Annotated in this window: 16 protein-coding genes and 2 pseudogenes; 6 read left to right on the top strand and 12 right to left on the bottom strand. The window is 34.9% G+C overall.

Features of this window, described 5'->3' with window-relative positions; genetic code table 11:
- Positions 1-314: 314 nt before the first annotated feature.
- A complete protein-coding gene (locus tag ACIQ7N_RS15095) occupies positions 315-536 on the bottom strand; it encodes a hypothetical protein (protein WP_402933465.1) in 222 nt (73 codons plus the stop codon).
- Positions 537-1,000: 464 nt separating this feature from the next.
- Between ACIQ7N_RS15095 and ACIQ7N_RS15100 the strand changes: the two genes are divergently transcribed.
- From ACIQ7N_RS15100 to ACIQ7N_RS15110, 3 genes and pseudogenes are all read left to right on the top strand, one after another.
- Positions 1,001-1,192 carry a hypothetical protein gene (locus tag ACIQ7N_RS15100; protein ID WP_132357975.1) on the top strand — a complete coding sequence of 64 codons (192 nt, stop codon included), beginning with the start codon at positions 1,001-1,003 and terminating at the stop codon, positions 1,190-1,192.
- A 43-nt stretch (positions 1,193-1,235) separates the two neighbouring features.
- A pseudogene (locus ACIQ7N_RS15105) lies at positions 1,236-1,350 on the top strand (IS1595 family transposase); the annotation flags it as partial.
- Between the two features lie 157 nt (positions 1,351-1,507).
- On the top strand, positions 1,508-2,239 hold the full coding sequence (locus tag ACIQ7N_RS15110) for an alpha/beta hydrolase (protein ID WP_402933468.1): 732 nt from the start codon (positions 1,508-1,510) through the stop codon (positions 2,237-2,239).
- Between the two features lie 441 nt (positions 2,240-2,680).
- Here ACIQ7N_RS15110 and ACIQ7N_RS15115 read toward each other — a convergent pair whose 3' ends face one another.
- The 3 genes and pseudogenes from ACIQ7N_RS15115 to ACIQ7N_RS15125 all read right to left on the bottom strand — a co-directional run.
- Positions 2,681-2,971, bottom strand: coding sequence for a hypothetical protein (locus ACIQ7N_RS15115; protein WP_402933471.1), 291 nt, complete (start codon positions 2,969-2,971; stop codon positions 2,681-2,683).
- A 198-nt stretch (positions 2,972-3,169) separates the two neighbouring features.
- Entirely contained in the window at positions 3,170-4,057 is an 888-nt protein-coding gene (locus ACIQ7N_RS15120) for a DMT family transporter (RefSeq protein WP_402933474.1), read from the bottom strand.
- Positions 4,058-4,402: 345 nt separating this feature from the next.
- Positions 4,403-4,774 (bottom strand): annotated as a pseudogene (locus ACIQ7N_RS15125) (tetracycline efflux MFS transporter Tet(L)); the annotation flags it as partial.
- Between the two features lie 260 nt (positions 4,775-5,034).
- Here ACIQ7N_RS15125 and ACIQ7N_RS15130 point away from each other — a divergent pair.
- Positions 5,035-5,484, top strand: coding sequence for an NUDIX hydrolase (locus ACIQ7N_RS15130; RefSeq protein WP_402933477.1), 450 nt, complete (start codon positions 5,035-5,037; stop codon positions 5,482-5,484).
- A gap of 333 nt (positions 5,485-5,817) precedes the next feature.
- On the opposite strand, the gene ACIQ7N_RS15135 is transcribed toward ACIQ7N_RS15130, so the two are convergent.
- The 5 genes from ACIQ7N_RS15135 to ACIQ7N_RS15155 all read right to left on the bottom strand — a co-directional run bounded on the left by ACIQ7N_RS15135 (position 5,818) and on the right by ACIQ7N_RS15155 (position 8,687).
- Positions 5,818-6,198, bottom strand: coding sequence for a VOC family protein (locus ACIQ7N_RS15135; RefSeq protein ID WP_132357989.1), 381 nt, complete (start codon positions 6,196-6,198; stop codon positions 5,818-5,820).
- Positions 6,199-6,228: 30 nt separating this feature from the next.
- On the bottom strand, positions 6,229-6,585 hold the full coding sequence (locus ACIQ7N_RS15140) for an SRPBCC domain-containing protein (RefSeq protein WP_402933481.1): 357 nt from the start codon (positions 6,583-6,585) through the stop codon (positions 6,229-6,231).
- A 535-nt stretch (positions 6,586-7,120) separates the two neighbouring features.
- Positions 7,121-7,255 carry a hypothetical protein gene (locus tag ACIQ7N_RS15145; RefSeq protein WP_402933591.1) on the bottom strand — a complete coding sequence of 45 codons (135 nt, stop codon included), beginning with the start codon at positions 7,253-7,255 and terminating at the stop codon, positions 7,121-7,123.
- A gap of 392 nt (positions 7,256-7,647) precedes the next feature.
- Complete coding sequence (deoD, locus tag ACIQ7N_RS15150; RefSeq protein WP_132357991.1) at positions 7,648-8,355, bottom strand: purine-nucleoside phosphorylase; 708 nt, start codon at positions 8,353-8,355, stop codon at positions 7,648-7,650.
- Positions 8,356-8,468: 113 nt separating this feature from the next.
- Positions 8,469-8,687 (bottom strand): YozE family protein, encoded by a 219-nt coding sequence (locus ACIQ7N_RS15155; RefSeq protein WP_248719034.1) that lies wholly within the window; start codon positions 8,685-8,687, stop codon positions 8,469-8,471.
- A 260-nt stretch (positions 8,688-8,947) separates the two neighbouring features.
- On the opposite strand from ACIQ7N_RS15155, the gene ACIQ7N_RS15160 reads away from it, so the two are divergent.
- Both ACIQ7N_RS15160 and ACIQ7N_RS15165 read left to right on the top strand, forming a co-directional pair.
- Positions 8,948-10,786: a methyl-accepting chemotaxis protein gene (locus tag ACIQ7N_RS15160; protein WP_402933485.1), complete on the top strand. Its 1,839-nt coding sequence runs from the start codon at positions 8,948-8,950 to the stop codon at positions 10,784-10,786.
- Between the two features lie 123 nt (positions 10,787-10,909).
- Positions 10,910-11,656, top strand: a complete 747-nt coding sequence (locus tag ACIQ7N_RS15165) for a formylglycine-generating enzyme family protein (protein WP_402933486.1) — start codon at positions 10,910-10,912, stop codon at positions 11,654-11,656.
- Between the two features lie 382 nt (positions 11,657-12,038).
- Here the strand turns inward: ACIQ7N_RS15165 and msrB are convergent, their stop codons facing one another.
- The 3 genes from msrB to ACIQ7N_RS15180 are packed head-to-tail and all read right to left on the bottom strand — an operon-like array spanning position 12,039 to position 13,581.
- The gene (msrB, locus tag ACIQ7N_RS15170) at positions 12,039-12,467 is read right to left on the bottom strand and encodes a peptide-methionine (R)-S-oxide reductase MsrB (protein ID WP_402933488.1); all 429 of its coding nucleotides are present in this window, start codon (positions 12,465-12,467) and stop codon (positions 12,039-12,041) included.
- Positions 12,460-12,993 (bottom strand): peptide-methionine (S)-S-oxide reductase MsrA, encoded by a 534-nt coding sequence (gene msrA, locus ACIQ7N_RS15175; protein ID WP_132358003.1) that lies wholly within the window; start codon positions 12,991-12,993, stop codon positions 12,460-12,462. Before msrA ends, msrB begins: the two co-directional genes overlap by 8 nt.
- A gap of 12 nt (positions 12,994-13,005) precedes the next feature.
- On the bottom strand, positions 13,006-13,581 hold the full coding sequence (locus ACIQ7N_RS15180) for a YpmS family protein (protein WP_248719028.1): 576 nt from the start codon (positions 13,579-13,581) through the stop codon (positions 13,006-13,008).

Raw genomic sequence — 13,581 nt, forward strand, 5'->3', positions numbered from 1 at the left:
TCACTTCCACAGAGTGACCTTTTTTAGTAATGAAAACATCAAATGAAATCTTATCTAGCTAGTACCAACAATTAATCATTCTTTACATCTTATATATTTTCCATAATTATTGTAGGCACTAGCTTCATACTATTCATAAATAATACCAACACTTCGCTTTGATACTTATTTATAAGGAATCAAAATTCATCCTAAATTCAAGATAAGGATCAATTTTATATTGTAAGTCACTTTTTAAAAGGTAGTGCACATTATTTGTTCTTAGCTAAAATAATACCAATGCTTTATAAAGAGAGTGCCGTTTGTTTTTTTAATTAGTAATAACGTGGGTTCGTATGCTGGTGATGGTGGTGGTGGTGCGGATGTCGATGATGTGTTGGATATGTTGTATGTGTTGGGTAGTAATGCATTGGGTAGAAATGGTGGGTTGGATAATGGTGGGTTGGATAAAAATGGGCTGGAGAAGTAACCGGATAATACGGATGTCTCCCACCATGTTGTCCTCCATAACCATCATGTCCGTAATCGTATCGCATAATTTTTCCTCCTTTCGATTTCGATATAGGTTATGCTATAAAAGCATTAACAGTCTACGCAAATGCCTATGCTAGTCAAATTGCCTCCCCTTCACACCTCAAACAAAAGACAATGACCATTCCAACTAATCATTCAACTTTCATTACGTATAAATCGGTCATGTAGAGTTAATAAAAGAAAAAAGAGCTCACTTTAGTCAACACATGAATAGATCCTTTAATCGTTAGGGGCAAACAATAATAACAATCCGAAACCGCGAGTAATTCATACCCATTTTCACAGTGAACTCCTCTAGCATAAATTAATGTTTTAGTTCCAACCCTCTAAATCATTTTGGCAACAACTCGAATCCATTTATAGATATATTTACCACACTTTCTAAATTCCCCCCTAAACTATGTTATAATTTCAATGTACATAGCAGTAAAAATTAATATTATCCAGTAATAAGGAGCGATTAAACATGGTAGATAAAAAATGTAAAAAATGCGGGAGTACTCAATTTACAGAAGCTACAGACTATATGCCTATTAAGCCAAGTAAAGGTTCATTTAGAGGCGCAAACAAGATTTATACATTTTGCTTAGATTGTGGTGAAGTTGATTCAATTCGTATAGAAAATACAATTATTTTTAAAAAAATAGTTGAAAATTAACGGTACTGAGCACGCAAAATACTTGATTGTATTTGTAGCCTCTGTTAAGGAAGTTATTGAGGCTGATGAAGTATTTCCTTGCAGAAAGTTTCAAAGGTACAAAACCTTCTAATAAGCCAAGAATATCTCGTAAAAGAGGCAAACAGCTTAAAAAGACTGTACGCCAAATTAAAAAAGTGGATGATTAAGTTAATGGTAGTGCAATTAAATAAATCAGCAATTATTTGTATTGGTTTAGGTTGTTAAATTAAGGTATATACATTTGTAATATTCGGAATGACCATTTATTTATATTCCTTGGGGGATAAATTGTATATGATAAAAAATAATTTTAAAATAGAAAATATTCCAGCAATTTTGTGGGGTGATAAATCAGATAAGTTATTTGTGGTGGTGCATGGTAACATGTCAAATAAGGCAGATGACTCGATTATTGTATTTGCAGAAGAAGCAACAGCAGTAGGTTATCAAGTGCTTAGTTTTGATTTACCTCAACACGGTGACCGTAAGGATGATACTTATCTTTGCAAAGTTCAAAACTGTGTTCAAGACCTTAATACAATAATGACCTATGCAAAATCGTTATCAAATAATATAAGCATTTTTGCTTGTAGCATGGGAGCATATTTTAGCCTATTAGAATATAGCCATGAGCCATTGAAGCAGTGTGTGTTTCTCTCTCCTGTAGTAAATATGGAACGTATCATAAATAATATGATGACTTGGTTTAATGTAAGTGAGAGTAGACTAAAAATAGAGAAAGAAATTTCTACACCTATTGGACAAACTCTCTATTGGGATTACTATTGTTATGTGAAAGAACATCCTATTGTTGCTTGGAATATTCCAACTTCAATTCTCTATGGTTCAGAAGATAACTTATGTGAGTTTGACGTCGTATCTGAATTTAATAAACGTTTTAACTGTAATTTGCAAGTAATGGAAAATGGAGAACACTATTTCCATTCCGAGGAACAGTTGCAGTATTTCAGACAATGGCTGAAAAACATATTTACGTTAAATGATAAAAAAATGATTGATGTATAAAATTCTGTAAAAGAGAGTTAAGGGAAGTCAAAATGGCTTCCCTTAAAAGTTATTTACTACTATTAAAACGACTGTCTGTAATTCTGTTTATGAAAGTGAGAGCATACAACAAAATGAATTCGAATTTAACATAAGTGTTTAACAACCCCTGCTTAATGCGCATCCATGAAATATTAAATAGCAATAGCTTCTAAGACGATTTGAGTAAAAATATTTCACAAAAATAAAAAACCTACTAGGCTCTAATATGTTCAGTCACCTAATAGGTCAATTAATTATACAACATAAAAGCTAGTCAAATTTTAGCCCCTGTTCCCAGATAACTCCTCTAAAGAAACAACAATCATATTTTGATAATAGCCTCTCTAAAGCTTTATGTATAAGCGAAATTTATATATCTTCCTTTAATTTTTTTACGCTAATTGTTTTACTCAACTAATTCTACAGTAAGTGTAGTAACGCACATTGGGCTGTATCTTGGACTGTTCCATCATAACCGACCTTTATTTTATCACCAACCTTAAATTTTATGTCGGGATTCTTTGCAAGATTTACAGAAACAATTCCTCTAAGCGCATCATTTTCAGATTCAGTTATGTAAACTACAGCTTTTCGATCATTTATCATCTCTTCAATAATCCCTATAAAGGTTGCGTTAACTTCACTTTTACCTATAAACAAAAAACTACAGCATAGAAGAACTATAAATAGCGAAATAAATGCCTTTTTCAAAAAATATTCCCCCTATATGTAAGTTTTAAAAATACTAAGGAAAATAACTATTAAAATTCCGCATTTTTTCCGATTTTAAATAAAATAAATGTCTGCGTTTGTTTATTTTTTACTGTCGACCAAAAACTACCCATTTCTGAGCGGTCTACTGTAACCTTATTTCATTTATTCAATTTATTGTGTCCCCAAAGTCTTGATTCACGTTTTTTTAATTTTACGGGGGATTTTAAATCCTAAAGCAATAGCTGCGCCTATACAGCTAGATAGACATCCGATTATCAAATATATGGAAAGCGATGATTCACCAATTACAACAGAGGCTATTCCTCCAATGACGGGAAATAAAGCTACCATGTACCCGCTTTTGGCAGCACCTATTCTTTCAACAAGCTTTAAATAAAATAGCCATGCCAGGAAAGATGCTATCAATGTTAAATACAGTAAAGCAGATATGTATGTTATTGATGTAGGAATGATAATCTTTTGTCCCTGTGACAATACAATTATTGCCATTAAAATACTTCCTACAGTGAAACCAATAGCATTCGCATAAATAGGGTCAATCTTTATTCTGGCGTTTCTTGCAGAACTTGCATCACCAATCGCTGTAAGTACTGTACCTAAAAGAGCAATCAAAATACCTTTTAAATCAGCAAAGCTAGAAAAACTACTTAAAGAAGGATATATGAGAACACAAACACCAAATACCCCCAAAACGCCCCCAAATAACACACGAGGATGTAGTTGCTCTTTTAAGAAAATACGAAGAGCTAGCGGCGTCAAAATCACTTTTAATGAAAAGATTAATGTTACAATTGCTGCCGAGCTTAATATTGTTGCGTAATATAGGCATAAATAACTTAAAGCAAAGTTACATACACCAAACACAATGATAAAGGGTATATCTTTCCTTGTAGGTATCCCTTTTGGCTTAAGAAATAATACAAGGGCGATAAATAAAAATGCAGTAATAACTAACCGATAAGTCAATGATAATTCTAAGCTTACTGGCGTCCCTTGAATTTTCACTGCAATAAAATTAAGCCCCCATACTATTAAACAAAATACATACATTAGTTTAGTCACTATATTCAATATACCTTCAATCCGTTCTTAATTAGCGATATTTCTTAAGAGAATATATTCTAGGAAAGAATTCTCTACTCTTGTAATTATCGCCTAATATATAGTATCATCGCATATCAAGTTTGTAAAAAGGTTTTTCCATAAACTGCATCTATTTTGTTTGATTTCTCAAAGCAAACGTGTGTTGAATCACCTTCTATAGACCGTCACCTACTTGATGAACACACACAAAAGGCCAGGCACTCACCTTTTAATGAGCACCTGGCCATATATAGCGTTTAGGAGATTTTCTAAAAACCAATTATCATCTTTTTAAATTTTTAGTTTTTTAATATTTTTTGGACATTATATTGCAGTGCGTTTATTAAATACGTAAATAGTTAGCATCCAACTAAATGTGACTATAACTACAAATAAGAGTAACATATTACTATATAAATAGCTTGTGGGGTGATAAATTATCGGTAAAATTCTTTGGTCAAATAAACGTATCGTTAATAAGCCTCCTACGACTGCAATACCTATTCCCTCAGATAAAAAGCTTGTAAAATTAAGGAAGCTCATTCCTGCACCTGCTTCCTCTTGTTTCAAACTAGCGGAAACAATCGTGGATATCACTGTTTTTGTAAAAGAAAGGCCTCCAAAAACAAATATCAAAATGATTGACATTAACCAAGGGGTCTTTTCTAGAAATAATGCAGCTATTAAAAAACTGATTCCTCCCATTTTTTTCATTATTGTATCATATTACCATAACGATTTGATGTTTTGGAAACAACTATTTTTTTAAACTTTCAAAAATACCCAGACGATGATTAAGCTTCACTTATTGACATTCCGCTTGTTACTCATTGCATGCTATTATGCATAACACTTTTACCATTTCTCTTCCAACAGCAACTTTGCTATGTTATGATTCTTTACAGCTAGAATTTTTCATTTAAAGAACAGAAATATGGTTAAATGTAGGAGGAAGCATGAATTATATAAAATCTTTACGCCAATATGTTGGAACGAGTCCTATTATTGCACCAGGCTCAGCAATCATTGTTTTAAACGAAAAGAATGAGATACTATTGCAATTACGTTCAGATACAGATGATTGGGGGCTTCCAGGCGGTGGTATGGAAATAGGAGATAGTTTTGAAGAAACTGCTCAAAAGGAGTTGTATGAGGAAACAGGATTAATTGCCGAAGAACTGAAATTGGTTGGATTAGCTTCAGGGAAAGAGTTATATTATAAATTTCCACATGGGGATGAAATTTATAACGCGACGGCAATTTTTAAAGCAACTGCTGTTAAAGGTATTATTAAGCAAAATGAGGAGAGTAAAGATTTAAAATATTTCCCTTTAGAAAAACTTCCAGACTTAAATTATACAACATTGAAATTACTAGAAAAGGTAGGTTATATTTCAACTGATTAATATGGTGATCAACATTTCTTTATCCAAAACAAAAAACCTAACCATCAATCAGTGACTGTGCATAAATCTCCCTTAACCACTTTTAAGCCCTCCATGTAGCGCAAAAAACTGCGCTACACCACAGAAAAGATGAAAATATACTCAGAACGGGTATTGTATACTACGACTAGAGAGGAAGGTCGATTTGAGCCCTTTCGTTAGTCTGACTGCACAGATTGAATTGTTAAATCAGGAAGTAACTTGTCATTTCAAGGCATGTGGAAAAAAGTCTCCTAAGATCAACTTCAGTTAATAGTCCGACTACAAGTACGAAAATAAAAAGTTCAACAAAGTTTAGTTCAAACGGTGAACAATTTCATATTGATTTCCACAAGGATCTTCAAAATAAACTGCATAGTAAGTAGGGCTAATGGGAAATTGTTGAGGTCCAGAAGTGATTTTTCCACCAATTTCTTTAATCAGTGTAGCAAGTCTGTCAACTTCATCACGATTTTCTACCCAAAATCCAACTAGATTGCCGTTCGGTTTATGCAAAGGATCTTCAGTGATGGCAAAATAGGCTACACTTGGAAGATTCCCATTGGCTGCAAACACCTTCCATTTATCACTATGGAATGTTTGAATAAAGCCTAATGCGGTAAGAAAACCCTCATAGAATGGTAAATTTTCCTCTAAATTATTTACTCTAAGGTCAATGTGACTAAATGGGTTCATAACTTATCCCTCCTTAATTAATCGATTCTTCTATTTGTTTAAAAATTCTTTCCCAGTATTGCTGCATTTCTTCTCTGATGTTTTTGTATTTTCTTTTGGTATGATCCGAACTTGAATGGTAGACGTTTTATCCCACCCTTCTTTTTTCCAAGCAAGTCGAAGTTGTTGTAGAGGTTTAACAATTCGAATTTCACCTTCCCCGATTTTTGTACGGAATTTCTGACCTGGTTGAAGATTTATTTTGGTGCTTTCACCTAACCATAGCTTTAATCCATCTTCAGATGCGGTTAATTCCCAGGCTTTTTCCTGTGAAATTGGAAAAGTCCTTCTAATTCCTACTTGGAATCCAACCGTTTTAGTTTGACCAACAATTCTCCATGTGTCCATTTCTTCACCTCTCAACAAAATTTAAAATGCTTATATTAAAGTTCTTGATATATACCAATAATTCCTTTTTATCCAAATTATTGTTTTACCAAACTACTTCGTCATTTCAATAAAAAAAAAGAGCTGCCTACGCAACTCAACGATCTTCCAGGAAAGCACCCGCTCCGTTAGTTTAACTAAGAAGTTACTTTTATCAAATATTATAATTATTTTATATAGGGATTTTTTTATGTTGTAAGCTTCCTTAGTGGGAAGGATAAATTCTGGTATGCTGTTATTTTAGTTGAAAATAGCCATTTGAAATGCATGACCAAAATCATATGCCAGTATCTTTACATCCTTTCTTGATCTACTTTTCATTACATAAATAATTAGTATAAGCCCTAAGGATCTGTGGTAAAAAAAAGGATAGATAGAGCGAATTTAATTAAGCTCTCCTATCCTTATAATGTGTGATATTAAATATGAATTCACATAGTTTTAGCTAATATCTTACTTTTAATAAAATTTTAAGTTTCCTCTGTTTTCATTCACATTATTTATCTGTTTGTTTTTGTTTCTTTTTCAAATACTCCGCACGTATTTTTTCAAGTTGCTGCTTTTTATCAAATTTGGCGGGTTTGTTTTTTTCATGATACTTTGTCACAGCTACCTTACCTTTTGTATCCAATTGATATTTCCCCATTTTGTTCACCTACTTTTCTTGTCTTTAAAGAGAATCTATTCAATAATATAATATACCTCATAAAGTAAACCTTATTACTTTTTCAGTGTACCGCAAACCTTGTAAATTTCAGTTAAAACATTAAAAACTTCGTAAAATAATTCAAATGTCCTGAATGCCTTAGGAACGAGTTACAAGCTTACATTGAGAAACTAGATCACGCAAATATTCGTGAAAGCTTAATACTTCCTCTTATGTTGGCAAGACTTTTCAACTCATTATCATCAAAAAACCTCAACAGGCTATCTTTAACGAGTCACCCATTGAGGATTAAAAATTTTATTAATTTTTAGTGTAATCCCTTTGAAAGTTATCCAAACTTCAAATCCTTGATCAGACTATTCTTGAATAGCCGCTTCAAGTGCAACAACGATCATGTCGTTGAATGTAGTTTGGCGTTCTTCTGCTGATGTTACTTCACCAGTTAGAATGTGGTCACTTACTGTTAAGATTGAAAGTGCTTTACGGCCGTGTTTTGCAGCTAACGTGTAAAGTGCTGCTGATTCCATTTCTACAGCAAGTACGCCATATTGAGCTAATTTTTCATTTTGGTGCTCATCAGAATAGAACATATCTGCTGTGAAGATATTACCTACTTGTAAGTTTAATCCAGCTTCTTTACCTGCATTGTATGCTTTTAATAATAAATCAAAGTCAGAGATCGGTGCGAAGTCAATAGCGCTACCCCAAATGATTTGGTTCATACGTGTATCCGATGTTGCTGCTTGCGCTAAAATTACGTCACGAACTTTTACGTCTTTTTGAATTGCACCACAAGTACCTACGCGGATTAATTTTTGTACATCATATTCTTGCATCAATTCTGTAGCGTAAATCGAAATTGAAGGCACACCCATACCAGTACCTTGTACAGAAATACGTTTACCTTTATACGTACCTGTATAACCAAACATATTACGAACTTCGTTATAGCAAGTAACATCTTCTAAAAACGTTTCAGCAATGTACTTTGCACGTAATGGATCTCCTGGAAGTAAAATTGTGTCAGCGATTTCGCCTTTTTTTGCATTAATATGAATACTCATACTGCAATCCCTCTTTTCTGTAAGTCTTCACTATAAATAATACTGTGTTTCTCCTATTTTCGCAACGCTAGACGTCTAGCAACTTAAAATAAATTATATTGTTTTTACTTAGCTCATGCATGATCTAAGTATAATGCCCACAACTCATCAAATACTTCTGTTTTTAAGTTGTCAGTAGCGTATGATTCGATGTATGAAGACAGCTCATCAAATTCAGAGCTCTGCTTTGGAAAATTATGCTCATGGAACATTTCCTCTGCAAATCGTACCTTCGGATCTGACCAATCCCCACCTCTAAACGTCAGTACATACAAATAAAAGCTCTTTTTCATACTAGAAATCCCCTCTTTACTCTTCTGCTTTTCGCTAGTTTATCAAAAAATAACTTCTTCGTCACAAAAATATCTATTAAGCATTTTCTCCTATTCATCCTAACAGTACTCTTCCTCGTCATTATTTGGACTTTGGTCACAGAAAAATAGTATGTATTTTTTGTCTGAAAAATGAAAATTTTTAGACAAAAGAGATAGAAATACCTAGTAAAATACGGTAAAATTTAAACCAACTATTCAAAAATAGGAAGGTGATGGCGATGAATAACTCTCATAAATACAGGATCTCCATACAGAAACGCCTGTCTCTTTTTAAAACTAGATTTTCAAAAAAGAAAGTAACAAATTCGGAAGAAGATAGGCGTAATCTCCCTCCTAATGAAGAAAAACGACAACGTTTTTACCATTTAATACGAGGCAAAGTCCTTATCATATTTTCTCTCCTTATTGTTATAAATGGCACAATGGGTTTAATATCGTATATTAATATTCAGAATCTGCAAAGACAAATGAAAGACTTTACTGAGAAAAATGTTCAGGAACAATTAACTATCAACCAACTTGCTTATGAAATTGCGAGGCTCACCAATTTAGAACAAGCCTATTTAATTACCGGGGATGGGAACTTTGCTACATCTTATAAAATGAAAATTGATACTATCGATAAAAAAATAAAAGCGTTAGAAGCGCAGTTTACAGAAAGAGAGTTAGAGTTAGGTCATATACAGGCGATCGATCAGTATTATAAAAATTATCTTGAATATTCTTCAAAAGTCATGACAATGCGTGATGAACTTGGACTTGAACAAGCTCGAAAGCTTATGATGGGCGGTACTGGAGAAACGATGAAGAATTATATTGACAAAAATATAGAGTCCATTAATGTAGTTATGGATAATGCTAATAAAGCAAAATTAGATAAGCTTAACAAGCAAGTTACATTATCTATTACTTCTTTCTTCTTCATTTCAATACTCGGATTTATTGCCATTATTATTTTTGGTTATATGTTATTTAAATCATTAAGAAACAATACACAGGCCATTAACCATTCCATTCTCGATATTGCACGGGCTGGTGGCGACTTGACACGACGTGTTAAAGTTCGTAATCATGACGAGTTCTCAATTATTGCCGCTTCAACTAATACACTTATTGAATCAATATCTTTCTTGATTAAACGTGTTAGTAATCTGGCAGACCATGTTTCAAGCAGTAGCTTAGAACTAATGTCTTTAGCCGATGAAAATGCCCGTACCATTCAGAATATTGCTGATGCTACAGCTGATATTGCAAGTGATAGCGAGAATACGATTTTTAGTATGACTAGCGCACAACAAAAAATGAATGATCTTGAGCATGCTGTACACCATTTAAATGAGCAAGCAAACGCAGTTCAGCGTGCCTCCTTAGCTATGCAGCAAGCAGCTGATGAAGGCAGTCGCTCAGTTCAACAATCTTCATTAGTCATGCAAGCTATAGAAGAAACGATGGCCTCCACGACTTCCATAGTCGAAGCACTTGGTCGAAAATCCGCCGATATAACATCTATTATCGGCACGATTACTGCCATTTCAGAGCAAACAAATTTACTCGCCTTAAATGCAGCGATTGAGGCAGCACGCGCTGGTGAGCACGGACGAGGCTTTGCGGTAGTCGCTGATGAAGTTCGAAAGCTAGCCGTGCAATCTCAAAATGCCGCAAAAGAAGTAACAACCATTGTAACGTCCATTCAAGACGAAGTAACATCCATCATCTCTCAAAACCACGAGGGTGTATCATCCGTTATTCGTGGCGTTGAAGTAACAAATGAAACAAACCAATCTTTAGACAATATTTTAACGCATACTCAAGAAACGACGACAATTATCGCGACTATGGTAGAGAAAATTGCTTTAACTCTTGACTATAGCAATGCTGTAGCGAATGATTTTGTCCAAGTGAATGCCTATGCAGAACAATCAGCTGCCAACACAGTCACTTCAGCCGCTGCTGCCACTCAAGGATCTGCATCCATGCAGGAAATTAACGCCTCTGCCACAGAGCTTGCTCAACAGGCAGATAGTCTACGTAACCTTGTAAGTGAATTTAAAGTTTAAAGTGTCTAAGAATCTCTATTATTGTAGTTTAAAAAAATCGTCTTTAAGATGTTCATTATTCATGAAGGATACTTAATGACGATCTTATTGTCTAAAACAATACGTTAAGATTTGGAGAGGACAATGTTAACTAATTTGAATCATTACTTAAATGAATTAATGGTGTATATTCCTAACGGAGAAATTCGCCTACGAGATTTTCGAAACGAGCAAAAATGGATTAGTTCGAACTATAAATTTGGTATGCCAGGTAAAAGGATAAATTTAAAGGAAGTTAATTGGAAAGTTGAGATACAGTCATTTTATCTTGCTAAATATACTGTGACTGAAGAACTTTATACAAGTATTATGGGAAAGAAATTTTTAACACCAATAAATGATCGAAAACCAATTGTTAATGTTTCGTGGATAGATGCTGTGAACTTTTGTAATGTATTGTCTGACGCTCTTGGCTATGACAAGTTTTATGATTATGATCAGCAAAGTCAAATAGTTGTCTGCAATCATAGGTCTAATGGTTTTCGATTACCGACAGATGCCGAATGGCAATATGCATGTAAAGCAAAATCAAAAGGATATCGCTATGGAGAACTTGACGAAATTGCTTGGTATCAAAATAATTCCAACGAACGTGTACACAAAGTTGGAGAAAAAATGCCTAATGACTGGGGCTTGTACGACATGATAGGAAATGTTTGGGAGTGGTGCTGGGACATATACGATGAAGAGATATTTGGCAATTATCGTATAATCCGAGGAGGAAGTTGGGCGGAGGAAGAACGTGGTTGTGGAGCTACCTGTCGTCGTAAGAGTATGCCTGAATTCTTTATTGATGATATCGGATTTAGAATTGCAAGATCCATCATTTAATATTTCTAGACAATGATGACGTTCTATCCGCCGGTTGATTGGTCTTCCGTCATTTCGATGGTTCTTTCCGTCACTTCGACGGTTCCTTCCGTCGCTTCGATTGCCCTATCCGTCGTTTCGAAGGCTCTTTCCGCCGCTGATAATTCTTCCGTCGTTTCGATGGTTCTTTCCGTCGCTTGATTGTTCTTCCGTCGTTTCGATGGCTCCTTCCGTCACTTCGACAGTTCTTTCCGTCGCTGATTATTCTTCCTTCGTCTCGATGGACCTTTCCGTCGCTTCGATTGCCTTATCTGTCACTTCGATGAGTCTTTCCGTCGTTTTTAAGACAATCTAAAAACCATAAAAAACTCCTAGCACGATCTATTCTGCTAGGAGTTCTTGATTATTTAAATAATGAAAGATATTCTGCATAGCCTTCTTTTTCTAAATCTTCTTTTCGTACAAAGCGGAGGGCTGCGGAGTTAATGCAATAGCGTAAGCCTCCAAGCTCACTTGGTCCATCCGGAAAGACATGACCTAAATGAGAATCAGCGTCTGTGCTTCGAACTTCTACACGACGCATCCCATGAGACGTATCGAAATGCTCCATTACTTCTTCCTTTTCAATAGGCTTTGCAAACGCAGGCCAGCCACAACCCGAATCGAATTTATCGAGCGAGCTAAATAATGGCTTCCCCGAAACGATATCTACATAAATACCCTCTTCAAAGTGCTTATCAAATTCATTACGGAACGGTGGCTCTGTACCATTTTCCTGTGTCACGTAATATTGCATGTCCGTTAACTCTTTTAAACGTTGTTCTTTATTCATTTTTCAGCCCCCAGTGTGTCTCCTGAAACGCTTTGCGGCCTGACCCTACTGCATAGCGCTCGTAGTGCATTGGATTTTTCTTATAATAATATTGATGATAATCTTCAGCTGGATAAAACGAACTTGCCGGTAAAATTTTCACGGCAATCGGCTTATCGAATTTACCAGATGCCTGTAACTCTGCCTTAGAACGTTCAGCCAAATCAAGCTGCTCATCATTGTGATAAAAAATCGCGGTCGTGTAGGACTCTCCACGATCATAAAATTGTCCTCCAGCGTCAGTTGGATCAATTAATGTCCAAAATGTCGAAAGTAATTGCTCGTAAGAATATAGCTCATCGTCAAACGTAATTTGAACCGCTTCAACATGTCCTGTCGTTTCAGAGCATACTTGTTCATATGTTGGATTGACTACATGCCCACCCGTATAGCCGGAAATTACTGATTCAATGCCAGGTGTCTCGTCAAAAGGCTTGACCATACACCAAAAACAACCACCTGCAAATGTTGCCAATTGCTTTGCCATTTATCTCACTCCTTATTCACCAGGAACAATAATTTCCAGTAAAATCTTATCCTTTGGTAAGTCTAATTCCTTTGCTTTAATACGAGATCCTGAAGCAATGTTAATGCGCGATAAGTCAATATAAATTTCTGCCTTACTAGGATCGATTGAAATCCAAGAAGGGAAATCCACCGTGTCTCGCATAATTTTCATCGCTGTATCAGGTGGAATATTTAACAGCCCAACATTCATTCCTGTCTGTTTTAAAATAATATTCCCTTTCTTATCCACAATCGGATCGAAGTTCATTGAAATGGGGATTTCTGTGTAGAACACCTTAAGTGTACTTTTTAATTGAATATCATCACCAATCGTAAAGTCCAACGGTAATGGTGACCCAGCATCTTTTAAATACTTCTTCGATATAGATTCTAATTCCTTCGTTGTTGTTTGGACAACGAGTACATTTCCTTTTACGTCACTTTCATCTTTTGAACTCTCTGCTAAATTTACTCCGTCTATTGGTCTAGTTACTAAAAAAACGACGAGGAGGATTGCAAAAAGCACTGTGCCTGCTAAGGCAAAAAATGCGAATTTCCATTTATTCAT

This window comes from Lysinibacillus sp. NPDC095746, assembly GCF_044763535.1.
Classification (GTDB): Bacteria; Bacillota; Bacilli; order Bacillales_A; family Planococcaceae; genus Lysinibacillus.

What these genes read in the sequence shown, in the direction of transcription:
- deoD (WP_132357991.1), bottom strand. Translation starts at nt 8,355, where the DNA reads ATGAGTATTCATATTAATGCAAAAAAAGGCGAAATCGCTGACACAATT.
- ACIQ7N_RS15165 (WP_402933486.1), top strand. Translation starts at nt 10,910, where the DNA reads ATGTTAACTAATTTGAATCATTACTTAAATGAATTAATGGTGTATATT.
- msrB (WP_402933488.1), bottom strand. Translation starts at nt 12,467, where the DNA reads ATGAATAAAGAACAACGTTTAAAAGAGTTAACGGACATGCAATATTAC.
- msrA (WP_132358003.1), bottom strand. Translation starts at nt 12,993, where the DNA reads ATGGCAAAGCAATTGGCAACATTTGCAGGTGGTTGTTTTTGGTGTATG.
- ACIQ7N_RS15130 (WP_402933477.1), top strand. Translation starts at nt 5,035, where the DNA reads ATGAATTATATAAAATCTTTACGCCAATATGTTGGAACGAGTCCTATT.
- ACIQ7N_RS15110 (WP_402933468.1), top strand. Translation starts at nt 1,508, where the DNA reads ATGATAAAAAATAATTTTAAAATAGAAAATATTCCAGCAATTTTGTGG.
- ACIQ7N_RS15180 (WP_248719028.1), bottom strand. Translation starts at nt 13,581, where the DNA reads ATGAATAAATGGAAATTCGCATTTTTTGCCTTAGCAGGCACAGTGCTT.
- ACIQ7N_RS15135 (WP_132357989.1), bottom strand. Translation starts at nt 6,198, where the DNA reads ATGAACCCATTTAGTCACATTGACCTTAGAGTAAATAATTTAGAGGAA.
- ACIQ7N_RS15140 (WP_402933481.1), bottom strand. Translation starts at nt 6,585, where the DNA reads ATGGACACATGGAGAATTGTTGGTCAAACTAAAACGGTTGGATTCCAA.
- ACIQ7N_RS15155 (WP_248719034.1), bottom strand. Translation starts at nt 8,687, where the DNA reads ATGAAAAAGAGCTTTTATTTGTATGTACTGACGTTTAGAGGTGGGGAT.
- ACIQ7N_RS15160 (WP_402933485.1), top strand. Translation starts at nt 8,948, where the DNA reads ATGAATAACTCTCATAAATACAGGATCTCCATACAGAAACGCCTGTCT.
- ACIQ7N_RS15100 (WP_132357975.1), top strand. Translation starts at nt 1,001, where the DNA reads ATGGTAGATAAAAAATGTAAAAAATGCGGGAGTACTCAATTTACAGAA.
- ACIQ7N_RS15095 (WP_402933465.1), bottom strand. Translation starts at nt 536, where the DNA reads ATGCGATACGATTACGGACATGATGGTTATGGAGGACAACATGGTGGG.